The organism is Streptomyces sp. NPDC002835, assembly GCF_053591995.1.
Genome location: NZ_JBSFUW010000001.1, coordinates 538,356 through 560,606 on the forward strand (window position 1 = coordinate 538,356; position 22,251 = coordinate 560,606).

Here is a 22,251-nt window from a genome sequence, read left to right on the forward strand (position 1 = left end):
TCCACCCCACACGTACGAAACTCCACCAATGGTCCGGTTTCGCGGCTGGATGTCGCCAAGGGTGCGTTGCGGTTCTTCTACAGCGGTTGTACGCCTTGTTCCTCGCGGTGCCACGGGTCCACGGTCCCAGGGGCCGGGCGACGGGGTGGCGGGCTCGGGCCGGGCTCACACGTTCGGGGGCGTCCCGTCGATCGGGCGTCCGGCGACACCGGGGCGCCGCTGCCAGGGCAACGGGCCGCCGGGCGGGCGGTAGTGGACTCCGAGAGCGTCAAGGCGCGCGTAGTGGGCGGTCATCCGGCGTTCGAACTCCGCGAAGTCGCGCTCGGCGGGCGCGGGCAGCGCGGACCAGGCGACCTCGGCGAACGCGGCGAGTCGCGGGAAGACCTGGTAGTCGACGCGGGCACCGTCCTGCATCACCTCGGTCCACACATTGGCCTGGGTGCCCAGGACATGGGCGGCGGCCTCCGGGGCGAGCGCGGGCGGCACGGGCTCGAAGCGGTAGACGTCCTCGAGGGTGCGTACGTAGCCGATGGGCATCGGTTCGTCGTCGCCGGCGGCCTGCCGGTGGTCCAGATAGACCTGCTGCTCGGGGCACATGACGACGTCGTGCCCGGCCTCGGCGGCGGCGATGCCGCCCCGGTAGCCGCGCCAGGAGGAGACGGCCGCGCCGGGCGCCAGACCTCCTTCGAGGATCTCGTCCCAGCCGATGAGGCGGCGGCCGCGTTCGGTCAGCCAGCGGTCGAAGTGGCGGATGAACCACGACTGCAGCTCGTCCTCGCCCGCGAGCCCCAGCTCCTTGATGCGCGCCTGGGCGGTGGCCGACGCCTTCCACTGGTCCTTGGGGCACTCGTCGCCGCCGATGTGGACGAAGGCCGACGGGAAGAGGCCGAGGACCTCTTCGAGCACTCCCTCGTAGAAGCGGAGGGTGTTGTCGGTGGGTGCCAGTACGTTGGGACTGATACCCCAGTTGTCCCAGACGGTCAGGGAGGTCGTGTCGATGACATCGGTGTTGCCCAGTTCCGGATATGCGGCGATCGCCGCCTGCGAGTGCCCGGGGATGTCGATCTCGGGGACGACGGTGATATGCCGCTCTGCGGCGTAGACGACGATCTCGCGGATGTCGTCCTGCGTGTAGTAGCCGCCGTGAGGGGTGTCGTCCCACAGCGGTGAGGCGCGGTGCCCGTGCTTGCTCCGCGCCCGCCAGGCGCCCGCCTCGGTGAGCCGGGGATGCCGCTTGATCTCGATGCGCCAGCCCTGGTCGTCGGTGAGATGGAAGTGGAAGACGTTGAGCTTGTGCGCGGCGAGCAGGTCGAGGTAGCGCAGCACGCCCTCCTTGGGCATGAAGTGCCGTGCGACGTCGAGCATGAGGCCGCGCCAGGAGAACCGGGGCGCGTCCTCGATGGAGCCGCCCGGCACCTCCCAGCGCCGGCCCGCCGCCACGGGCGCCCTGCGGTACGCCTCGGGGCCCAGGAGCTGACGGAGCGTCTGTACGCCCCAGAACACCCCGGCGGCGCCACCGCCGTGGATCGTGACGCCGTCGCCGCCGGCGTACAGCTTGTAGCCCTCGGGGCCGAGGTGCCCGGCGTCCGCCGTGTCGACGCGCAGCCGGATCGCCCCGCCGCCGTCACCGGAACCACCGGAACCGCGACCGGAACCGCCAACGGAGCCGCCACGGGCGGCGGGCGCCAGCGGCAGCCCGGTCGCCGCGCCCAGCTCGGCGCGCAGCCGGCGCTCCGCGCCTTCGGTGCCGGGGCCCGCGTCGATGACGGTCGACGCGTCCAGCACGAATCCGCCGTCACGTGCGGCGCCGCCGCGCGGCAGGGGGACGAAGTCCATCGGGCCCGCCTTCAACTCCGCCATCATGTCTGCCTTTCGAGTCGGCCGGTCGGCCACGGTCAGCCCTGCACCGCACCGCCCGGTCCGCAGACCGGGCGTCGAACTCGGCGGTGACGTCGGCCAGTCCGCCGTCCCTGACGTATCCGGCGGTGTCGGCGGGGCCCGCCGGCACGAGTGCCGCAACAACAGCAGAAGCATTGCGCCATATGCAACGAACGTTTCGCTGTACACAACACGCAGGAGGCTAGGCCCGGCCGAACGGCCGGACAAGGGGACGGCAAGAGGTCTCAACCACTCTGTGACCGGGTGGAGCATCCTGTGCAACGCCCCCGCGACGCGAACGGCCCCCGGGCGCGCCGAAGCGCGTCCCGGGGGCCGTTGCGGGCTGGGCGGCAGAGGCTACTTCTTGTCCTTGCCGCTCTTGCCCTTGTCCTTGTCCTTGTCGCCGCCGGCGCCCATGGACTCGTAGATCTCCTTGCACATGGGGCAGACGGGGTACTTCTTGGGGTCACGCCCCGGCACCCAGACCTTCCCGCACAGTGCCACCACGGGAGTGCCGTCGAGGGCGCTCGCCATGATCTTGTCCTTCTGGACGTAATGGGCGTAGCGCTCGTGGTCGCCGTCGCCGTGCGACACCTGTGGTGTCGGCTCTACGAGGGTTCCCGTGCCTGACCCGCGCTCGGGCTCAAGAGTGCTCATGGGCTCCAAGGGTACCTACGACGCGGTGCGTCCGGGAGCAAGGCCGTGCACGCCTTTCCGTAACGGGCCCGCGCGGCTTTCCGTGACCGGCCCGCGCGAGCCTGAACCGATGGGGCCGCGCGGCCACGGGGGCCGGTCAGTTCAGGCTCGGATCGTCCGGGTACGTGGCGAACATCGCCAGCTCGCTGCGCTGCCGCCGCAGCACCGAACGCCACAGGCTCTCCGGGTTGGGCGAGGAGACGTCCCCCGGCTCCGACTCCACGACGTACCAGGCGCCGTCCTGCAGCTCGTCCTCCAGCTGCCCGGGGCCCCAGCCCGCGTAACCCGCGAAGATCCGCAGCGAGCCGAGGGCGCCGCCCAGCAGCTCCGGCGGGGCCTCCAGATCGACCAGGCCGATCGCGCCGTGCACCCGCCGCCAGCCGAGCGGGCCCTCGTCACCGGGGATCACGGCGAGGCCGAGCGCGGCGTCGAGGGAGACGGGGCCGCCCTGGAAGACGACGCCGGGCTCGCCGGCCAGTGCGCCCCACGCCTCGAGGATGTCCTCGACGACCACCGGGGTGGGTCTGTTGAGGATCACACCGAGGGAACCCTCGTCGTCGTGATCGAGCAGCAGGACCACCGCCCGGTCGAAATTCGGGTCCGCCAGGGCGGGTGCGGCGACGAGCAGCCGGCCTGTGAGCGAGGACACCTCGGTCATGCGAGACATGATCCCGCATCTTGGCCGTTCGCGGAGCCCCGGCGGCGCACTCTCCGAACCGGCTGCATGGCCGCAGCTCACGGGCCGGGCGGGCGGCTGCGGCCCGCCGCGCGGGCGGTGACGGTGCGCGAGGCGTGGCGGACGCTGTGTGTTGTGCCGAATTCATTACGCACGAGAACCGTACCGGGCCATACAGAAGCGGCCCCTCGCCCCCTTACCCTTTCTCTGTCCCCCGACCGACTCTCCCCCTCGCTCCACTGAGGGGGACACCCTCCGGAACGCGAGATTCATGACCGGCACAGACGATGTACTGCTTGTCCACGGCGGAACCCCGCTCGAGGGCGAGATCCGCGTCCGCGGCGCGAAGAACCTCGTGCCCAAGGCGATGGTCGCCGCGCTGCTCGGCAGCGAGCCGAGCCGGCTGCGCAATGTGCCGGACATCCGTGACGTCAGAGTCGTACGCGGACTGCTGCAGCTGCACGGTGTGACGGTCCGCCCCGGCGACGAGCCGGGCGAGCTGGTCCTCGACCCGACGTACGTCGAGAGCGCGAACGTCGCCGACATCGATGCCCACGCGGGCTCGTCGCGCATCCCGATCCTCTTCTGCGGCCCCCTGCTGCACCGCCTCGGCCACGCCTTCATCCCCGGGCTGGGCGGCTGCGACATCGGCGGCCGGCCCATCGACTTCCACTTCGACGTGCTGCGCCAGTTCGGCGCGACGATCGAGAAGCGCGCGGACGGCCAGTACCTGGAGGCCCCGCAGCGGCTGCGCGGCACCAAGATCCGTCTGCCGTACCCGTCGGTCGGCTCCACCGAGCAGGTGCTGCTGACGGCGGTGCTCGCCGAGGGCGTCACCGAGCTGACGAACGCGGCGGTCGAGCCGGAGATCGAGGACCTCATCTGCGTGCTGCAGAAGATGGGCGCGATCATCTCCCTGGACACCGACCGGACGATCCGGATCACCGGCGTCGACAAGCTCGGCGGCTACACGCACCGGGCCCTCCCGGACCGCCTGGAGGCGGCGTCCTGGGCGTCCGCGGCGCTGGCCACCGAGGGCAACATCTATGTACGCGGAGCGCAGCAGCGCTCGATGATGACCTTCCTCAACACGTACCGGCGGGTCGGCGGCGCGTTCGAGATCGACGACGAGGGCATCCGCTTCTGGCACCCCGGCGGGCGGCTCAAGTCCATCGCCCTGGAGACGGACGTGCACCCCGGCTTCCAGACGGACTGGCAGCAGCCGCTGGTGGTGGCCCTGACGCAGGCGACGGGGCTGTCCATCGTGCACGAGACGGTGTACGAGTCGCGGCTCGGCTTCACGTCGGCGCTGAACCAGATGGGCGCACACATCCAGCTGTACCGCGAGTGCCTGGGCGGCTCCCACTGCCGCTTCGGCCAGCGCAACTTCCTCCACTCCGCGGTCGTGTCCGGCCCGACGAAGCTCCAGGGCGCGGACCTGGTCATCCCCGACCTGCGCGGCGGCTTCTCCTACCTGATCGCGGCGCTGGCGGCGCAGGGGACGAGCCGGGTGCACGGGATCGACCTGATCAACCGGGGCTACGAGAACTTCATGGAGAAGCTCGAGAAACTCGGCGCGAAGGTGGAGCTGCCGGGCGGCTCCCTCGTCTGACGGTCCTGCGTACGGACGGCCCCCGCGGGTGGATCGGCGGGGGCCGTCGGCGTGCGTGGGGCCTTTCCGGCCGGGGTCCGGGCTGGCCCCGGACCCCGGTACGCCCCGCGGGTCCCGTCGCCGTGTGCAGGTCGGTTGTGGGGGCCGCTGCGCGGGGCTCTCCCCCACCCCGCCCCTTCCCGAAACCGGGGCAAGCCCCGGACCCCACACGCCCCGGGACGGGCCCGGCCGTACCCGCTGCGCAGGGCGGGTCCTGGGCCCTGGGCCCGGCCGCGTCTCGCAGGCCGCGGGTGCCGTGGCCGGCAGCGCCCCGAGGGCGGGGCAGGAACTGGGGGGCCTCGATGGGGGACCTCCGGTTGGAGGGGCCCCAGGGCCGCGCCCCGACAGGGCAACCTCAGCCTCGCCGGCGATTGAGGCGCGGGGCTCGAGGCGGAGCCCCGACGAGACCGGCCAAGCTCTCGACCCCGTCGGCCATCGAGACGCCCGGCCCGGCGGCCGCGCCCCGACAGGGCAACCTCAGCCCGCCGCCGATCAAGGCGCCAGACTCAGGGGCGCGCCCCGACAGGCAACCTCAGCCCCGCCGGCGATTGAGGCGCGGGGCTCGAGGCGGAGCCCCGACAAGGCCGGCAAGTTCCAGCCCCGCCGGCGTTTGAGGCGCCGCGGCCGGGGGCCCGGGCCCCAAGCCCCGACGGACCCCCAGGCGTGGCGAAAGGCGGCCACCCGTGCCCGGGTGGCCGCCTTCGTGTTGTGCCGGGGGCTTACTTGCCCTTGGCGGCTTCCTTGAGCTTCGAGCCCGCGGAGACCTTCACGCTGTAGCCGGCCGGGATCTGGATCGGGTCGCCGGTCTGCGGGTTGCGCGCGGTGCGAGCGGCACGGTGGGTCCGCTCGAAGGTCAGAAAGCCGGGGATGGTGACCTTCTCGTCGCCCTTGGCGACGACCTCGCCGACGGTCTCGGCGAGAGCGGCCAGAACGGCGTCGGCGTCCTTGCGGGTCACCTCGGCGCGGTCGGCCAGCGCGGCCACCAGCTCACTGCGGTTCATTTTGTTACTCCCGTGTTCTTCTTGCCTGTGAGGCGTGGATCGAAGCCGATGCTGCCAGGGCCCTCGGACAGTCCCCGGACCCGGGTCTGCTGTCAGACCCCTCCGCGCCCGCGGGGGCTGCCCCCAGGACGCAGGTCCTCGGGGAAGCATCCTGCCCCCACCAGCGGCGGGAAAGCCAATCCGGCACCCTCCGGTGTCACCCCGGAGCCGTGCGAAATCCACCACTGCCTCATCGTGGTGACGTTCCGTCGACTCCCTCGGGACTCGTCGGAGCGGGCGGGCCGGGCCGCGTACTCCTGATCCGCCACCCTAAAGGGGGGTTTGCGAGCCCGCGACCCGCGACGCGCCGTATGTCAGACGAACGTGGGGCCTGTCACAGCGCCGCTCGCCGCCTTCGCCGCGTCCCGCACCGCTCCCGCGACCGCTCCGGCGACCTTGTCGTTGAAGACGGACGGGATGATGTAGTTCGGGTTGAGCTCGTCCTCGGTGACGACGTCCGCGAGCGCGGTCGCGGCCGCGAGCATCATCTCCGTGTTGACGGTACGGGACTGCGCGTCCAGCAGACCGCGGAAGACGCCCGGGAAGACCAGCACGTTGTTGATCTGGTTCGGGAAGTCCGAGCGGCCGGTGGCCACAACTGCCGCGGTCTGCCGGGCGATTGCCGGGTCGACCTCGGGGTCGGGGTTCGCGAGCGCGAACACGATCGCGCCGTCCGCCATGGCCGCGACGTCGTCCGCGCCGAGCACGTTCGGGGCGGAGACGCCGATGAAGACGTCCGCTCCGACGACCGCTTCCTTCAGCGTGCCGGTGACGCCCTCGGGGTTGGTGTTGTCGGCGATCCAGCGCAGCGGCGAGCCCGGGGCGGCGGCCACCAGGTCCTCGCGGCCGGCGTGCACGACGCCGTGGATGTCGGCGACGACGGCGTGCTTGACGCCCGCCGCGATGAGCAGTTTGAGGATCGCCGTACCGGCGGCGCCGGCGCCGGACATGACGACCCGTACGTCGCTGACGCTCTTGCCCACCACGCGCAGGGCGTTGGTCAGCGAGGCGAGGACGACGATGGCGGTGCCGTGCTGGTCGTCGTGGAAGACGGGGATGTCGAGGGCCTCGCGCAGCCGGGCCTCGATCTCGAAGCAGCGGGGCGCGGAGATGTCCTCGAGGTTGATGCCGGCGAAGCCGGGGGCGATCGCCTTGACGATCTCGACGATGGCGTCGGTGTCCTGGGTGTCGAGGCACAGCGGCCAGGCGTCGATGCCGGCGAAGCGCTTGAAGAGGGCGGCCTTGCCCTCCATGACCGGCAGCGCGGCCTTGGGGCCGATGTTGCCGAGGCCGAGGACGGCGGAGCCGTCTGTCACCACTGCAACGGAGTTGCGCTTGATGGTCAGCCGGCGGGCGTCCTCGGGGTTCTCCGCGATCGCCATGCAGACGCGCGCCACACCTGGGGTGTAGATCATGGAGAGGTCGTCACGGTTGCGGATGGGGTGCTTGGACGCCATCTCGATCTTGCCGCCGAGGTGCATCAGGAACGTACGGTCGGAGACCTTGCCGAGGACGACGCCCTCGATGTCCCGCAGACCTTCGACGATCTCTTCCGCGTGTGCCGTGGAGCTGGCCGCGATCGTGACGTCGATCCGCAGCTTCTCGTGGCCGGACGCGGTCACGTCCAGGCCGGTCACCGAGCCGCCGGAGGACTCCACGGCCGTGGTCAGCTGGGAGACCGCGGTTCCGCTCGCGGGCACCTCCAGCCGGACCGTCATCGAATACGAGACGCTGGGCGCCGTTGCCATGACCGGGTTCCTCTGCTTTCCCTAGCTTCGTTGCTAAGCGGCACCGCGCCTGGAGGCCCGGCAGCGCTGTGAAGATGGTGACACCTACCTGCCGGTAGCAGGTAATGCGGTCATATTGTTTTCGGAAACTGTTTTCCACCATACGAGAAGCGTTCCGGAAACTGAAGAGGCCCGCGTCACCGGTCCGGTGACGCGGGCCTCTCGAGCGGAAGGGTCCGCGGTAGCTGGGTGGCACCGACCCGCCATGCTCGCCTCGCGGCAAGTGGTCCCTCTGAGGGACGAAGGTTGGGCCCGGGGGCTTGGATCGGGCCGGTGCCGTATCCAGGCTAACGCACGCTCCCGGGAAGTGATTCCCGTACGCCGCACCGGCTTCGTGGACGGTCGCCCGTTCAGTCCCGCAGCAGGTCCGGTCAGTCCCGCAGCAGGTCCGGCACCCCGTCCCCGTCGGGCTGGTCGCGGCGGCCGGAGACCACCGTGAGCTGCTGGGTGGCGCGGGTCAGCGCCACGTACAGGACCCGCAGGCCCGCGGGTGACTCGTCGGCGATCTCAGCGGGTGAGACGACCACGGTCGCGTCGTACTCCAGCCCCTTCGCCTCCAGCGAGCCGAGCGCGACGACCCGCTCCCCCAGCCCGGCCAGCCAGCGCGCCGCCTGCTCGCGCCGGTTCATCGACACGACGACGCCGACCGTGCCGTCGACCTGCTCCAGCAGCCGCTCCGCCTCGGCCCGTACGGCCCCGGCGAGGTCGGCCCCGTCCGGGACGACCGCGAACCGCGGCCGCACCCCTGTGGAGCGCACGGCGGACGGGGACCGCATGCCCGGCATGGCGAGCCTGAGCACCTTGGCGGCCAGTTCGGCGATCTCGGACGGGTTGCGGTAGTTGACGGTCAGCTCGAAGCGGCGCAGGCGCGAGTGGGGTCTCCCCAGCGGAGCGAGGGGAAGGGTGCCCAGCGCCTCGTCGCGGGCCTCGGCCGCCTCGTCCGGCGAGGACCAGGACGACTGGGCCGGGTCGCCGACGACCGTCCAGGTGGCGTGCCGGCCGCGCCGGCCGATCATCCGCCACTGCATGGGCGTGAGGTCCTGCGCCTCGTCGACGATCACATGCGCGTACTCGGTGCGCTCCGCCGCGAGGCGCTCCGCCCGCTCGCGCTGCGACTCCTCGCGCTGCGGCATCAGCTCCTCCAGCCCGGTGAGCTGGTCCAGCGGGTCGACCTCGCGCCTTCTGCGGGGGCGGGCGGGCGTGCCGAGCAGGGTGCCCAGCTCGTCGAGGAGCGCCACGTCGTGCACGGACAGGCCGTCGCGGCGCAGCGAGCGGGCCAGCCTGCGCACCTCGCCCGGGTTGAGCACCCGGCGGGCCCAGCGGCCGAGGCGGCGCTCGTCGGCCATGGCGGCGAGCACTCCGCGCGGGGTCAGCTCGGGCCACCAGGCGTCGAGGAAGGCGGTGAAGCTGTCCTCGCCAGTGACGTCCTCGTCGAAGGAGGAGCGCAGCTCGGCGGCGAGTTCCGCATCGCCGGCGTGCCGGGCGGCGGCGCCGGACTTGGCGTACAGGGCGTCCAGCAGGAGGCGCCGGGCGCGCGGGCGCAGCAGGTTGACGGGGGCGGTGCCGCCGAGCACGGTGTGGCGGATGCGCTGCAGTTCGTCGGCCTCCAGCTCCAGGCGCCGGCCGAAGGCGACGACGCGCAGCCGGGTGGGCGCGGCGGCGAGGGCGGGGCCGTCCGCCGGCTCCTCGCCGAAGGCGAGCTGCCCCTCCGGGCCGGGAGCGGAGACCTGGGGCGCCGACGTCTCCAGGGCGCCGCGGGCGGCCTTGCGGAGCACCTTCAGCATCCGGGAGGAGCCCTTGACGCGGGCGACGGCCGGTTCGTCGTAGACCGTCGCCTCCGCGCCGTCGACCAGGGAGCCGACCGCGCGGATCGCGACCTGTCCCTCCTCGCCGAGCGAGGGCAGCACGCCCTCGGTGTAGGAGACGAGCAGCGGCGTCGGGGACACGATGAGGATGCCGCCCGAGTACCGGCGGCGGTCCTGGTAGAGCAGATACGCGGCCCGGTGCAGGGCGACGGCCGTCTTGCCGGTGCCCGGACCGCCCTCCACGTAGGTCACGGAGGCGGCGGGGGCGCGGATGACCAGGTCCTGTTCGGCCTGGATGGAGGCGACGATGTCCCGCATCGAGTGGCTGCGGGCCTGCCCGAGCGCCGCCATCAGCGCGCCGTCGCCGATGACGGGGAGCTTCTCGCCGTTCAGCGTGGCGGTCAGCTCCGGGCGCATCAGGTCGTCCTCGACGCCGAGGACCTTGCGGCCCTTGGAGCGGATGACGCGGCGGCGCACCACCCGTCCCGGCTCGACCGGGGTGGAGCGGTAGAACGGCGCGGCGGCCGGGGCGCGCCAGTCGATGACGAGGGGGGCGTAGTCGGAGTCGAGGACGCCGATCCGGCCGATGTGCAGGGTCTCGCCGATCTCGGCGGTGTTGTCGGGCCGTACGGCGTCCTCGGCGGGCTCGACGGAGGTGTAGGCGCCGTCGGGGCCCTTCTCGCCGTCCTTGCCGTACAGCAGGTCGATCCGGCCGAAGAGGAAGTCCTCGAACTCGTTGTTGAGGCGGTTGAGGTGGATGCCGGCCCGGAAGACCTGGGCGTCCCGCTCCGCGAGCGCGCCGGGGGTGCCGACCTGCCCCCTCTGGGCGGCGTCGTTCATCAGGAACTCGGCCTCGTGGATCTTCTCCTCGAGGCGGCGGTACACCTGGTCGAGGTGTTCCTGTTCGACACCGATCTCTCGGTCTCGCACCGTGTCGGCGGCGGAGCCGACCACGGATTCGACAGCGGCATCCTGCGCGGCCACCGGGCCCCCTTCTGACGTGCACTGGGCAGCCGTCAACCGTACGGCAAGGGGGGAGGATATTGCACCCGTCCGGGCCGTGGAGCGACGGGGCTCGGACAGGTGCACTCGGGGACCGCGCGAACAGGGCGGCCGTGGACATGCGAATGGGGCCGGGGGCCGCCCAGCTCCCCGGCCGCGATGCGGCGTCCGCTACGCGTCGATCTCGACCAGCCGTTCGCCCTCGAACGTGCGGACCTCGAAGTGGTCGATGTCGTTCCGTTCCATCGCCGAGCCGCCGTGCACGTACAGCGGGTTCTTGCCTTCCTTGCTGGGACTGTCGGGGATGCCGTAGCCCCACTTGGGGACGGCCCAGGAGGTCACGACCTCCTCCTCACCGGTCTTGGAGACGGCGATGAGGTTGCACTTGAGCGGTCCCTTGACGTTCTTCAGCTCCAGGACGGCGTGCGTTCCCCAGCCCTTCTTCTCCATGCCGACGACGGCGCTGACCTTGGTGGTCGCGTCCGTGGCCTGCACCTTCTCGTCCATGTGGTGGAAGAAGGCGTCCTCCGCGGGACTGGTGGGGTGCGGGTCGGCGCCCGCCACGTTGTTCCCCGTGCCGTCCGCCGTGACGACGACCGCGACGGCCGGACCGCCGATGACCAGCGCGGCGGCCGCGGCGATCAGGTACATGCCGCGCCTGCGCTTCTGGGCGCGCTTGACGGCGACCTCGTTCAGCAGGCCGTCGAGCACCTTGGGGCTCGGGGCCGTGGGCACCACGGGCACGGGCCGGGGCGGCGGGAAGTCCTCCATGCCGCGCATCCCGGGCAGGCTGTAGACGTTGCCCTGCGGTGGCGCGGCGGCGGGGGCCTCCGCGAGCATCGCGAGCATCGGCTCCATCCCCGAGAACTCCTCGAGGTGGGCGGCACAGATGTCGCACCCCGCCAGATGCGCTTCGAAGGCGGAGGCGTCCGCTTCGTCGAGTACGCCGAGCACATATGCGCCGACGGCGTCGTGCACGGATTCCTGCTCGTACATCGTCATGCCGAGACCCCCCTCTCCTCAAGAGCGAGCTTCATGGAACGGAGTGCGTAGAACACTCGGGACCGCACGGTCCCGCTGGGTATGCCGAGCGTTTCGGCCGCCTCATTGACCGTACGCCCCTTGAAATACGTCTCGACAAGAACTTCCCTGTGGGCGGGCGTCAAATCATCGAGCGCATCTGAGAGCGTCATCAGCCACAACGCCTTGTCGATCTCGTCCTCCGCGGGCATGACCTCCAGCGGCGACGGATCGACCTCCTGCGGCCGGGCCTGCCGGCTGCGGTGACCGTCGATGACGATACGCCGGGCGACCGTCACCAGCCAGGGTCGGACAGAGCCGGTCGCACGGTTGAGCTGGCCGGCGTTCTTCCAGGCACGGATGAGCGTCTCCTGCACGACGTCCTCGGCACGCTGGCGATCGCCGGCGACGAGACGCAGTACATAGGCGAGCAACGGTCCCGCGTGTTCGCGGTAGAGAGCACGCATCAACTCCTCGTCGGGCACGGAGGTGTCGATACGTGGCTTCTCACTGCGATGGCGGGCCCGTTGCGGACGGTCATCGGCCACGGCGGCATCCTTGCGCACCTGCACCTCCCGGTCGAGACCCTGTGTTCGTCGGCTGAGCCGCCAGGCGTCGCTGGGGCGTGGCCTGGTCCCTCTTCACTACGGGGACGGCGGGAGGTTCACTCAATACCGGCGGAAGAAACTTCAAGATCTTTTACCGAGGTCCGCCTGCGGTGCCTGGCCACGCGCTCGCGGTTTCCGCACACCTCGCTCGAGCACCAGCGCCGACGCCTGCCCCGTGACGTGTCCAGATAGACGCGGCGGCAGTTGTCGCCCTCGCACTGCCGCAGCCGCGAGCGCGCGACGGGATCGGTGAGAAGGTCGACCGCGTCCCGTGCGACGACCGCGAGCAGCGCGGCGCACCCGGGTTCGGCGCTCAGCGCCCGTACCAGGCGGCCTTCTTGGTCGGTCACGGCCCTGATGCCGGGCGGGGCGCTCTGCGCGCGGGAGTTGAGGACCTCCAGGTCCCGCTCCGCGCAGCGGTCGGCGGGGCGGGTGCGCACCAGGCGGTCGACGCAGTCGCGCAGTTCGACGAAGGCCGCCACCCAGTCGCCGTCGACCCCGGCCGGCCGGGCCCCCGCGGGGACGAGACCGGCGCAGTTGAGCCAGCTCGTCAGCCTCCCGGGGTCCGCGAGGGGGTCGCGCCCGCCGGGCCGCCGGTCCGCCTCCTGTGCCGTCGCCACCAGGTCCAGGCAGATCCGACCGGAGTCGAACCGCCACGGCTGCGCGTGGGAGCCGCCCGCCGCTGTCATGCGCCTGTCACCGCCTCGGGATCACCGTCGGGTGTTCCCACCAGAGTGCCCGCCGGCGGGTGCCGCCGGAAGACCTCATCGGGACGCGGTCAGGTGTCGTTGTCGGCGTACTTGGCGTCGGACGCGGTGTCGAGGGCGAGCCGGTAGCCGCGCTTCACGACGGTCTGGATCAGCTTGGGCGCGCCCAGGGCGGTACGCAGCCGGGCCATGGCCGTCTCGACCGCGTGCTCGTCCTTGCCGGAGCCGGGCAGGGCCCGCAGCAGATCGGCGCGGGAGACGACCCAGCCGGGCCGCTCGGAGAGGGCGCGCAGCAGGGCCATGCCGGCGGGCGGCACCGGACGCAGCTCGTCGCCGACGAGGACGGCGTGGCCGCGGATCTCGACGCGTTGGCCCGCGGCCGGGAACGCACGGGCGCGGGCGGGCAGTTCGGCGCCGAGGAGCTGCACGAGCGGGCCGAGCCTGAACCGCTCCGGCTGCACCGTGGTGACGCCGGCGGCCTGCAGCGGCACCGCGGTGACCGGGCCGACGCAGGCCGCGAGGACGTCGCGGTGCAGGGCGCCCAGCAGCTCGGGCAGGAGGCCGCGGCTCTCCGCCCGGTTCAGCAGGGAGGCGGCGGCCGGGGCGCTGGTGAAGGTGACGGCGTCCAGGCCGCGCGCGATCGTCGCGTCCAGCAACCGGTCGAGCGGAGTGATGTCCTCGGGCGGCATCCAGCGGTAGACGGGTACGAGGACGACGTCCGCGCCCCCCGCCCGCAGCGACTCGACGAACCCGGGCAGCGGCTCGCCGTGCAGCTGGAGCGCGACCCGGCGGCCCGCCACGCCCTCGCCGAGCAGCCGGTCCAGGACCTCCGCCATGGACTCGGACGGCGGCGACCACTCCTCGGTGAGCCCGGCCGCCCGGATCGCACCCTTGACCTTGGGGCCGCGTGCCAGCAGCTCGGCGCCGCGCAGCCGGCCGAGCAGCTCCTCGCCCAGCCCCCAGCCGTCGGCGGCCTCCACCCAGCCGCGGAAGCCGATGGCGGTCGTGGCGACGACCACGTCGGGGGTGTGGTCGATCAGCTCCTTGGTCGCGGCGAGCAGCTCGGTGTCGTCGGCGAGCGGAACGATGCGCAGCGCGGGGGCGTGCAGGACGGCCGCGCCCCGCCGCTGCAGCAGTGCGCCCAGCTCGTCGGCGCGCCGGGCGGCGGTCACGCCGACGGTGAAGCCCGCGAGCGGGCCGTGCGGTTGGCCTTGGTCGTGCATCTCGGTCGTCCCCACTTGAGTGCCCCATCGGCGGTGCCATCGGACGGTGAACGGGCGACCGAGCCTGTCAAAGGTGCGTGACAGGCCCGGTTCGCTCATATTTCACCGTGGTTACGGACTCCGCTCGCTCAGACCCGTGCGTAGGCGCGCGCGGGCTCCGTCTGCGCGTCCGCGGTGCGGACCGGCACCGCGACGGGCCGGCGAAGGTATACCGCCCAGGTGACGGCCGAGCACACCGCGTAGAAGACGAGGAAGGAGACGAAGGCGGCGGTTCCGGTGCCGGCGGTCTGGAAGGACTGGCGGAAGGCCAGGTTGATGGCGAGCCCGCCGACCGCGCCGACGGCGCCGATGAGCCCCATGGAGGCGCCCGACAGCCGGCGCCCGTAGGCGGCCGCGGTCTCACCGGTCAGGCCCTTGGCGAGCGCCTTGTTCTGGAAGATGCCGGGGATCATCTTGTAGGTCGAGCCGTTCCCGAGGCCGGTGAGCACGAACAGCGAGATGAAGCCGACGAGGAACACGGCCAGGGACTCCTGGACGGAGGCGGCGATGACCACGGAGGTGGCGGCGGCCATGCCCACGAAGTTCCACAGGGTGATGCGCGCTCCGCCGAAGCGGTCGGCGAGCGCGCCGCCCAGCGGCCGGATCAGCGAGCCCAGCAGCGGGCCGATGAAGGTGAGGGAGGCCGCCTGGAGCGGGGTGCGGCCGAACTGGGTCTGGAGCACGAGACCGAAGGCGAAGCTGTAGCCGATGAACGAGCCGAAGGTGCCGATGTAGAGGAAGGCCATGATCCAGGTGTGGCCCTCCTTGGCAGCGTCGATCGCCGCGCCGGTGTCGTTCTTCACCGGCGCGAGGTTGTCCATCCACAGCGCGGCGCAGATCGCGGCGACCACGATCAGCGGCAGGTAGATGCCCAGCACCAGCCGCGGGTGGGCGGCCCCCGCCGTGCCGATGATCAGCAGCGAGACCAGCTGGATCACCGGTACGCCGATGTTGCCGCCGCCCGCGTTGAGGCCGAGCGCCCAGCCCTTCTTCCGCAGCGGGAAGAAGGCGTTGATGTTGGTCATCGACGAGGCGAAGTTGCCGCCGCCGACACCCGTGAGAGCGGCGACCGCGAGGAAGGTCGTGTACGAGGTGCCCGGCTCCATCACCAGATACGCCGCGCCCGTCGGCAGCAGCAGGAGCAGCGCGCTGAAGATCGTCCAGTTGCGGCCGCCGAACTTCGCGACCGCGAAGGTGTACGGCACCCGGATCACGGCGCCGACGAGCGTCGCCGTAGCGATCAGGAAGAACTTGCCCGCCGGGTCGACCCCGTACTCCGGCCCCATGAAGAGGACCATCACGGACCACAGGCTCCAGATCGAGAAGCCGATGTGCTCACTGAGCACCGAGAAGGCGAGGTTGCGCCGGGCGACCCGCTCCCCCTTGGTCTGCCAGAAGGTCTCGTCCTCTGGGTCCCACTCTTCGATCCATCGGCCTGCCATCACGCGCCTCCACCTGTTTCCGATCGTGGGAGCGACGTTATGGACGGCGCGTTTCAGGGCCGGTGGTTACACGTCACCGATGCGAAACCTTGCTCTCACCTGCGGGCCGGGCGGAGTGTGAGCGGCCGCTCCCCTGACCGTTCGGCCACAGCCGCGGACGGCGCTTCGCCGCCAGGTCCTCGGCCCAGCCGAAGAGCAGGACGCACACGGCGATCAGCCCCCAGGCGGCCAGCAGCACGGGCACCCAGCTCTCCAGCAGCCAGGGCGCGTGCTCGGCGAGCGCGTCGATGTCCCACATCCGGTCCCAGAGCGCCGCCGCGAGCAGGATGCACACGTTGTGCCAGAGGTAGACGGTCACGGCCCGGGCGTTGAGCAGGGTGATCACGCTGTCCCACTGGCGCAGCTTCGGCGGCCAGGACTCCCAGGACGGGCTGACGTGCATCAGCAGCATCACCGCGCCGAGCGACCAGAGGGCGGCGGCCGGCGGGATGCCGTCGAGCCCGTCGCCGGAGGGGAAGCCGTGGCGCACGGCCCACCAGAGCCCGGCCGCCATCACGATCGGCGACAGCGAGGGCACGACGTAACGCGGCAGGCGGGCGAGGACGCCTTCCTGGCGGGCCATGCCGAGGATCCAGCACGCGCCGAAGGTGGTGAAGTCGGTGAGCGCCGAGTCGATCCGCTCCGGCGTGGAGAGGTGGCCGGTGGCCAGCACGAAGGAGAGGACGAGGGGTGCGGCGAGGGTCGCCCACGGCAGCCTGCGCAGGCAGCGCAGCAGCAGCGGCGTCAGGAGCACGAACCACAGATAGGCGCGCAGGTACCAGAGCGGCTCCGCGAGGTCGCCGGCCCAGCCGGCGGCGAGGTACGGCGGGTCGCTCAGCGGCAGGATCCAGAAGACCGCCGACGGCCCGGGGCGCCATCCCCCGACGAGCATCGCGGTGACCGCCACGGCTCCCAGCACCCACAGCGGGGGCAGCAGCCGCCGTATCCGGCCGCGGATCACCTGGAGCGCCGGGCGGGCGAGCGAGCGGGCCATCAGGGAGCCGGCCAGCGCGAACATCACGCCCATGGACGGGAAGAGGAGCGGCAGCCAGGCCCAGCCCACCAGGTGGTAGAGCACGACCCGGAACAGGGCTAGCGCCCGCAGCAGGTCGAAGTAGCGGTCCCTGCCGCCGGCGGGGACCGGGGAGGTCCCCTCCGTCGGCGTCGGCGCCGTCCGCGGTGACGTGGCGGTCATGCGACCGGCCTCCGCTCCGCGGCGGCGCGCTGCCGCTGGTTCTGGGCGACGCCGGGGGCCTCGACCGCCCCGGTGCGCCGCAGCTTCTGCCAGCGCAGCCGGCCGCCGGTCAGGGCGGTGATCCAGGACTGCAGGAGCACCACGTACATCAGCTGGCGGTAGAGGATCTGCTGGAGCGGCAGGGAGAGGAGGTGGACCATGCGTTCCCTGTCGAGCCGGAAGGCATAGGCGGCGCAGACCGCCTGGATCGCGAGCACGCCGAGCCAGGCCGCGATGGTCTTCTGGGTGGGGCCGAAGACCAGCCCGTACAGCAGGAAGACGTCGATCAGCGGGGCCAGCAGCGGCGCGAGGACCATGAAGAGGGAGACGAGCGGCAGGCCGACCCGGCCGAAGCGGCCCGAGGGCCCGCGTTCGACGAGGGCGCGACGGTGCTTCCAGATCGCCTGCATGGTGCCGTAGCTCCAGCGGTAGCGCTGGGACCACAGCTGCTGCACGGACTCCGGGGCCTCCGTCCAGGCGCGGGCCTTCTCCGCGTAGACGACCTTCCAGCCGTCGCGGTGCATGGCCATGGTGATGTCGGTGTCCTCTGCGAGGGTGTCCTCGCTCATGCCGCCGACCCGCTCCAGCGCGGTGCGGCGGAAGGCGCCGACGGCACCGGGGATGGTGGGCATGCAGCCGAGCAGGTCGTACATGCGCCGGTCGAGGTTGAAGCCCATCACGTACTCGATGTGCTGCCAGGCCCCGATGAGGGTGTCGCGGTTGCCGACCTTGGCGTTGCCCGCGACCGCGCCGACGCGCGGGTCGCCGAAGGGCTGCACGAGCTCGCGGACGGTGGCCGGCTCGAAGACGGTGTCGCCGTCCATCATGACGACGATCTCGTACCGGGCGTTCCTGATCCCGTTGTTGAGGGCGGCGGGCTTGCCCGAGTTGGGCTGCCGTACGACACGGACGCCGCGCAGCCCCATCGCCTCGACGATGTCGGCGGTGCCGTCGCTGGAGCCGTCGTCGATGACGATGACCTCCAGCGGGTGGTCGCTGGCCATCAGTGAGCGGACCGTGTTGGCGATGCACTCGCGTTCGTTGTACGCGGGGACCAGCACGGACACCGGCCGGGTGATCGGCGGCCCCCAGCTGAAGTTCCTGCGCCGGACCTTGCGGGCATGGGCGAAGGACAGGATCAGCATCAGCCCGAAGCGGGCGAAGACCAGCACGCCGATCACGGCCAGGCAGACGACCAGGACCTCGGTGGTGTTCTCCGAGACGGCCACGGCCCCGACGAACGCCTTGCCCTTCCACAGCTCCAGGCCGCTCACCCCGGTGTGGGCGCTGGGCACGCCGAGCGCCTCTGTGAGGTTGGTGAACCGGTAGCCGCGCGCCTTCATGTCCGGCAGGAAGCGGTCGAGGGCGGCCACGGTCTGGGAGCGGTCGCCGCCGGAGTCGTGCATCAGCACGATGGAGCCCTCGGTGCCCTTGGGGGTGGCGCGCTCGATGATCGCCTCGACGCCGGGACGCTTCCAGTCCTCGGAGTCGGTGTCGTTGAAGGCGGTGATGTAGCCGCGGGTGCCTATGTACTGGGTGACCGGCCAGGCCTCGTTGTCGAGGGCGTCGGAGAAGGAGGAGTACGGCGGCCGGAACAACGAGGTGCGGATGCCCGCCGCGCCGGCGATCGCGAGCTGGTTCTGCGACAGCTCCCAGTCGATGCGGTCGGTGGACTGGAAGGAAAGGTCGGGGTGGTTGAAGGTGTGCAGGCCGATCTCGTGGCCCTCGCGCACCATCCGTTCGACCAGGTCCGGGTGGCGGGAGGCCATGGTGCCGGTGACGAAGAAGACGGCGTGCGCGTCGTGTTCCTTGAGCTCGTCGAGGACCTTCGGCGTCCAGACGGGGTCCGGACCGTCGTCGAAGGTCAGCACCAGCCGCCGCTCGGGGACGCTGAGCGCCTTCGGGTTCTGCTTGTCCCGCGCGTCGATGACGGGGCCGCCCGTGAGTATGTGCTCGGGGACCTGGTCCGTGGGGGCCGGGGGGCGGACGCGGTGGTCGGCGAGGATCTCGCTGTTCACATAGCCGCGCAGCATCAGCATCGCCAGCAGGGCGACCAGGAAGACCACGGGCAGCAGATAGCGCATCGGCAGTCTGCGGCGTACGACTCGCTTGGGACTCCGCCGCGGCGGAGCCCCTGGGGTGGGGACGGTCATTTACGGTGCGCCTTCTTGCACGGGCTGTACGGGGGCGTCGCTGGTGGGAGCCGCGGGCTCGGAGGGCACGCTGCCACCGGACGGAGTGGTGTCGGGGGTGGGCGCACTGCTGGCCGGGGCCGCGGGGCCGCCGCCCGGGTCCGCGCCGGTGCCGCTGCTCGTCGGCCGCGGGGCCGGGGTCGCGGCGGGGGGCGGCACGGCGGGCGGTGCACTGCTGCCGGCGGAGCTGCCTGTGGGCCGGGGCAGCACGGCGTCGGCGGAGTCGTCGGGGGCGGGCTTGCCGGGCGGGGCGTTGGGCGTGGCCACCGTCGACTCACGGTCGGTGGGCGCGGGTTGGATCTCGACGTGCTCGGGCTTCTGGTCCCCCGCCTGGCCGAGGCCGGGCATCCAGGGCGCGCTGGAGTCGCCTCCGAGGAGGGCGGCGACCAGGGTGATGGCGTAGCAGGCGCAGGCGGCGGCCAGCACCCAGCCGATACGGCGGAGTTTCTTGCTGCGCCGGCCGCTCTCGTCGACGAAGACCGGCCCTTCGTCGCTCTCCTGGACGGCGATGGGCTCGACGGGCAGGTCCCGCAGCTGCCGTCCGAGGCCGTCGAGTTGAATCGTCACCTCGTGCGGCTCGTGCGTATGACCGGCACCGGCGTTTTCTTGCCAATTCTCCATGGCGTGTGGCACATCCCCCCACTGACTGGATTCGGGTGCGCGCACAGCTCCCCGGCTGCTTTCGGACGCGGTCCCCAAGCCCTGTCCGAGCGCTTCTACCCCACTCACTCACCCGATCCATGAATGTAGCGCACCCTGTCGCACCCGGCGCACCGCAGCCGGTTCTTGTCACACATCAGGGACATATCTCGTTCCGGCAACCACCGACATGCGCGCTTTCCGGCCAGCTTCCGGGCGCGTCGAATCCGGCGGCCCGCGGCGCCGTCCGGCCCGCGCGCCCGCACCCACGACCGCGCCCGCACCGGCCTGTACGGCTTCGCCGGTGCGGGCGTTCAAGCAGGCCGCGAAGAACCGGCTACGGCCGGGCTTCGAGCACCATGTTGAAGGGCGTCTCCGTGGCGCGGCGGAACCGGGTGAACCCGGCCTCCTCCGCCACCTCGCGCAGCCTCTTCTCGCCGGCCTGCGCCCCGAGCCCGGCGGCGACTTCCTGCGACAGCGACGACGGGGTGCAGATGACCGTCGACGCGGCGTAGTAGATGCGGCCCACCGGGTTGAGGTTGTCCGCGAGCTCGTCGTTGGCGAACGGCTCGACCAGCATGACCGCCCCGTCGGGGGCGAGGACCTCGCGGGTGTGCCGCAGCGCTCCGACCGGGTCGCCCATGTCGTGCAGGCAGTCGAAGAAGCAGACCAGGTCGTATCCCTCGCCGGGGAAGTCCTTCGCCGAAGCGGCGGCGAAGGCGGTGTTGTCAGAGACCCCCGCCTCGGCCGCGAGGGCGGCCGCCTTGTCGACCGACGCCTGGTGGTAGTCGAACCCGTGGATCGTGGAGGCCGGATACGCCTGGGCCATCAGGATCGTGGACACGCCGTGGCCGCAGCCGATATCGGCCACCTTCGCACCGGCGCGCAGCTTCTCCGTCATCCCGTCGAGGGCGGGGATCCACTCCGCGACGAGGTGGCTGCGATAGCCGGGCCGGAAGAACTGCTCGGTGCCGCGGAACAGCTCGGGATCGTGCTCGTGCCAGCCGAATCCCCGCCCGCTGCGCAGCGCCTCGGCGATCCGGTCGCGGTCGCGGTAGACGGACGCGACGATGTGGTAGCCGCCGACCAGGTAGACGGGGCTGTTCTCGTCGGCGAGGACGAGCGCCTGCTCGGGCGAGAGGGTGAACGTGCCGCCGCCGGCGTCGTAGTCGACATTGCCGCTCGCCGCCTGGGCCGCCAGCCACTGGTTCACGTACAGGACCGGCACACCGGTGCGCTCGGCGACCTCCGCCGCCGTCAGCGGTCCGGCGTCCTTGAGCGCCGACCACAGGCCGAGCTCCGCACCGATCATGATGAGCACGCCGTTCATGGCGGCTCCCATGTCGGTGACGGCCTGCCCGAGTAGCTGTTCCAGGCGCGCCGAGTCGAGTGCCTGCTGGCCGGTCGCGCGACCGGCCTCTGCTGCTGTTGCCATGAGGACCGCCTCCAGAGAGAGGCCGACGCGACTGCATCAGCCCCACAAATAAGGCTAGTTCACTACAAGTCGGACAACAACGGTCAAATCGATACCGGGGGCGCACAGAGAGGCACGGGCACGGCGCACATGAAAGACCTCCGGCCCGCGGAGGTGTCCGCGGGCCGGAGGTCTACATGGGATGAGTGGAGATGGCGGGAATCGAACCCGCGTCCAACGGTGCAGAATCAGGGCTTCTCCGTGTGCAGTTCGCTGCGATTTTCTCGGCCCCGGAGATCACGCGAACAAGTCTCCGACGGGCTCAGTCACTGTTTGATTTCCCTCTACGCCCCGTGACCGGGCTTAGAGGTTTAGTTCCCTAGCTGATGCCAGGATCCGGGTCGGGAACAGCCCCGGGCTGACACTTCGCAAATCGCTACTTAGGCAGCGAGGGCGAAGGAATCGCGCTTGGTGTTGGCGATTATTGTTTGCGACATATGGTTTACGAGATCATTGCCGCTTCCTCGACACGCTTCCCCTGCTTCAACATCCGCTGTCGAAACCGATCATCCCCATGTGTATTTTTCAAGCCCCCGGAGGGGCGGCGCCCCGCTCGGCGGGACTGTTGCCATCGTACGTGACCAACGCACCCCGATGCCAGCGTATTCCCCGGGGTCAGCCCCGTGCCCTCCGGCGGACCGCCGACACCGCGCGCTCCGTCTCGCGGCGGTCCTGCTTCTCCCGCAGCGTCTGGCGCTTGTCGTACTCCTTCTTGCCCTTCGCCAGCGCGATCTCGACCTTCGCCCGGCCGTCCTTGAAGTACAGCGCCAGCGGGACGATCGTGTGCCCGGTCTCCTGGGACTTCGACTCGAGCTTGTCGATCTCCACCCGGTGCATCAGCAGCTTCCGCCTGCGGCGGGCGCTGTGGTTGGTCCAGGTGCCCTGGCTGTACTCCGGCACGTGGACGTTGTGCAGCCATGCCTCGTTGCCGTCGATCTGCACGAAGCCGTCCGCCAGCGACGCCCGCCCCTGGCGCAGCGACTTCACCTCGGTACCGGTCAGCACCAGACCGCACTCGTAGGTGTCGAGAATGTGGTAGTCGTGCCGCGCCTTCTTGTTCTGCGCGATCAGTTTGCGCCCTGTTTCCTTAGCCATAGTG

At 71.3% G+C, this 22,251-nt stretch carries 17 protein-coding genes and 1 other RNA gene; 1 reads left to right on the forward strand and 17 read right to left on the reverse strand.

What is annotated here, in order from left to right:
- Window positions 1-165 precede the first annotated feature (165 nt).
- The 3 genes from ACWD01_RS02410 to ACWD01_RS02420 form a co-directional block, all read right to left on the reverse strand.
- Window positions 166-1,836 (reverse strand): beta-N-acetylhexosaminidase, encoded by a 1,671-nt coding sequence (locus ACWD01_RS02410; protein ID WP_451157205.1) that lies wholly within the window; start codon window positions 1,834-1,836, stop codon window positions 166-168.
- A 399-nt stretch (window positions 1,837-2,235) separates the two neighbouring features.
- Window positions 2,236-2,535 carry a DUF3039 domain-containing protein gene (locus ACWD01_RS02415; RefSeq protein ID WP_451157207.1) on the reverse strand — a complete coding sequence of 100 codons (300 nt, stop codon included), beginning with the start codon at window positions 2,533-2,535 and terminating at the stop codon, window positions 2,236-2,238.
- 136 nt (window positions 2,536-2,671) lie between these two features.
- Window positions 2,672-3,232 carry a YqgE/AlgH family protein gene (locus ACWD01_RS02420; RefSeq protein WP_451157209.1) on the reverse strand — a complete coding sequence of 187 codons (561 nt, stop codon included), beginning with the start codon at window positions 3,230-3,232 and terminating at the stop codon, window positions 2,672-2,674.
- Window positions 3,233-3,521: 289 nt separating this feature from the next.
- Between ACWD01_RS02420 and murA the strand changes: the two genes are divergently transcribed.
- Window positions 3,522-4,862 (forward strand): UDP-N-acetylglucosamine 1-carboxyvinyltransferase, encoded by a 1,341-nt coding sequence (gene murA / locus ACWD01_RS02425; protein ID WP_451157211.1) that lies wholly within the window; start codon window positions 3,522-3,524, stop codon window positions 4,860-4,862.
- Between the two features lie 758 nt (window positions 4,863-5,620).
- Here the strand turns inward: murA and ACWD01_RS02430 are convergent.
- From ACWD01_RS02430 to smpB, 14 genes are all read right to left on the reverse strand, one after another.
- Window positions 5,621-5,902: an HU family DNA-binding protein gene (locus ACWD01_RS02430; protein ID WP_004571953.1), complete on the reverse strand. Its 282-nt coding sequence runs from the start codon at window positions 5,900-5,902 to the stop codon at window positions 5,621-5,623.
- 353 nt (window positions 5,903-6,255) lie between these two features.
- Window positions 6,256-7,689: a malic enzyme-like NAD(P)-binding protein gene (locus ACWD01_RS02435; RefSeq protein ID WP_451157213.1), complete on the reverse strand. Its 1,434-nt coding sequence runs from the start codon at window positions 7,687-7,689 to the stop codon at window positions 6,256-6,258.
- A gap of 410 nt (window positions 7,690-8,099) precedes the next feature.
- Window positions 8,100-10,517: a HelD family protein gene (locus tag ACWD01_RS02440; RefSeq protein ID WP_451157215.1), complete on the reverse strand. Its 2,418-nt coding sequence runs from the start codon at window positions 10,515-10,517 to the stop codon at window positions 8,100-8,102.
- A 189-nt stretch (window positions 10,518-10,706) separates the two neighbouring features.
- Window positions 10,707-11,537, reverse strand: coding sequence for a zf-HC2 domain-containing protein (locus ACWD01_RS02445; protein WP_451157217.1), 831 nt, complete (start codon window positions 11,535-11,537; stop codon window positions 10,707-10,709).
- Window positions 11,534-12,127 carry a sigma-70 family RNA polymerase sigma factor gene (locus ACWD01_RS02450; RefSeq protein ID WP_264243816.1) on the reverse strand — a complete coding sequence of 198 codons (594 nt, stop codon included), beginning with the start codon at window positions 12,125-12,127 and terminating at the stop codon, window positions 11,534-11,536. The genes ACWD01_RS02445 and ACWD01_RS02450 overlap by 4 nt, the downstream gene beginning before the upstream one ends.
- Before the next feature lie 92 nt (window positions 12,128-12,219).
- The gene (locus ACWD01_RS02455) at window positions 12,220-12,852 is read right to left on the reverse strand and encodes a CGNR zinc finger domain-containing protein (RefSeq protein ID WP_451157220.1); all 633 of its coding nucleotides are present in this window, start codon (window positions 12,850-12,852) and stop codon (window positions 12,220-12,222) included.
- An 89-nt stretch (window positions 12,853-12,941) separates the two neighbouring features.
- A complete protein-coding gene (locus tag ACWD01_RS02460; protein ID WP_451157222.1) occupies window positions 12,942-14,093 on the reverse strand; it encodes a uroporphyrinogen-III synthase in 1,152 nt (383 codons plus the stop codon).
- Between the two features lie 128 nt (window positions 14,094-14,221).
- Complete coding sequence (locus ACWD01_RS02465) at window positions 14,222-15,574, reverse strand: nitrate/nitrite transporter (RefSeq protein ID WP_451157224.1); 1,353 nt, start codon at window positions 15,572-15,574, stop codon at window positions 14,222-14,224.
- Window positions 15,575-15,647: 73 nt separating this feature from the next.
- A complete protein-coding gene (locus ACWD01_RS02470) occupies window positions 15,648-16,808 on the reverse strand; it encodes an acyltransferase family protein (protein ID WP_451157226.1) in 1,161 nt (386 codons plus the stop codon).
- Window positions 16,805-18,931 carry a glycosyltransferase gene (locus ACWD01_RS02475; RefSeq protein ID WP_451157373.1) on the reverse strand — a complete coding sequence of 709 codons (2,127 nt, stop codon included), beginning with the start codon at window positions 18,929-18,931 and terminating at the stop codon, window positions 16,805-16,807. Before ACWD01_RS02475 ends, ACWD01_RS02470 begins: the two co-directional genes overlap by 4 nt.
- A gap of 69 nt (window positions 18,932-19,000) precedes the next feature.
- A complete protein-coding gene (locus ACWD01_RS02480; protein ID WP_451157228.1) occupies window positions 19,001-19,606 on the reverse strand; it encodes a hypothetical protein in 606 nt (201 codons plus the stop codon).
- A 409-nt stretch (window positions 19,607-20,015) separates the two neighbouring features.
- Window positions 20,016-21,113 carry a class I SAM-dependent methyltransferase gene (locus ACWD01_RS02485; protein WP_451157230.1) on the reverse strand — a complete coding sequence of 366 codons (1,098 nt, stop codon included), beginning with the start codon at window positions 21,111-21,113 and terminating at the stop codon, window positions 20,016-20,018.
- Between the two features lie 183 nt (window positions 21,114-21,296).
- Window positions 21,297-21,666: a transfer-messenger RNA gene (gene ssrA, locus ACWD01_RS02490) on the reverse strand.
- A 101-nt stretch (window positions 21,667-21,767) separates the two neighbouring features.
- Window positions 21,768-22,247, reverse strand: a complete 480-nt coding sequence (smpB, locus tag ACWD01_RS02495; RefSeq protein ID WP_451157232.1) for an SsrA-binding protein SmpB — start codon at window positions 22,245-22,247, stop codon at window positions 21,768-21,770.
- Between the last annotated feature and the right edge of the window lie 4 nt (window positions 22,248-22,251).

What these genes read in the sequence shown, in the direction of transcription:
- ACWD01_RS02410 (WP_451157205.1), bottom strand. Translation starts at nt 1,836, where the DNA reads ATGGACTTCGTCCCCCTGCCGCGCGGCGGCGCCGCACGTGACGGCGGA.
- ACWD01_RS02415 (WP_451157207.1), bottom strand. Translation starts at nt 2,535, where the DNA reads ATGAGCACTCTTGAGCCCGAGCGCGGGTCAGGCACGGGAACCCTCGTA.
- ACWD01_RS02420 (WP_451157209.1), bottom strand. Translation starts at nt 3,232, where the DNA reads ATGACCGAGGTGTCCTCGCTCACAGGCCGGCTGCTCGTCGCCGCACCC.
- murA (WP_451157211.1), top strand. Translation starts at nt 3,522, where the DNA reads ATGACCGGCACAGACGATGTACTGCTTGTCCACGGCGGAACCCCGCTC.
- ACWD01_RS02430 (WP_004571953.1), bottom strand. Translation starts at nt 5,902, where the DNA reads ATGAACCGCAGTGAGCTGGTGGCCGCGCTGGCCGACCGCGCCGAGGTG.
- ACWD01_RS02435 (WP_451157213.1), bottom strand. Translation starts at nt 7,689, where the DNA reads ATGGCAACGGCGCCCAGCGTCTCGTATTCGATGACGGTCCGGCTGGAG.
- ACWD01_RS02445 (WP_451157217.1), bottom strand. Translation starts at nt 11,537, where the DNA reads ATGACGATGTACGAGCAGGAATCCGTGCACGACGCCGTCGGCGCATAT.
- ACWD01_RS02455 (WP_451157220.1), bottom strand. Translation starts at nt 12,852, where the DNA reads ATGACAGCGGCGGGCGGCTCCCACGCGCAGCCGTGGCGGTTCGACTCC.
- ACWD01_RS02460 (WP_451157222.1), bottom strand. Translation starts at nt 14,093, where the DNA reads ATGCACGACCAAGGCCAACCGCACGGCCCGCTCGCGGGCTTCACCGTC.
- ACWD01_RS02465 (WP_451157224.1), bottom strand. Translation starts at nt 15,574, where the DNA reads ATGGCAGGCCGATGGATCGAAGAGTGGGACCCAGAGGACGAGACCTTC.
- ACWD01_RS02470 (WP_451157226.1), bottom strand. Translation starts at nt 16,808, where the DNA reads ATGACCGCCACGTCACCGCGGACGGCGCCGACGCCGACGGAGGGGACC.
- ACWD01_RS02475 (WP_451157373.1), bottom strand. Translation starts at nt 18,931, where the DNA reads ATGCGCTATCTGCTGCCCGTGGTCTTCCTGGTCGCCCTGCTGGCGATG.
- ACWD01_RS02485 (WP_451157230.1), bottom strand. Translation starts at nt 21,113, where the DNA reads ATGGCAACAGCAGCAGAGGCCGGTCGCGCGACCGGCCAGCAGGCACTC.
- smpB (WP_451157232.1), bottom strand. Translation starts at nt 22,247, where the DNA reads ATGGCTAAGGAAACAGGGCGCAAACTGATCGCGCAGAACAAGAAGGCG.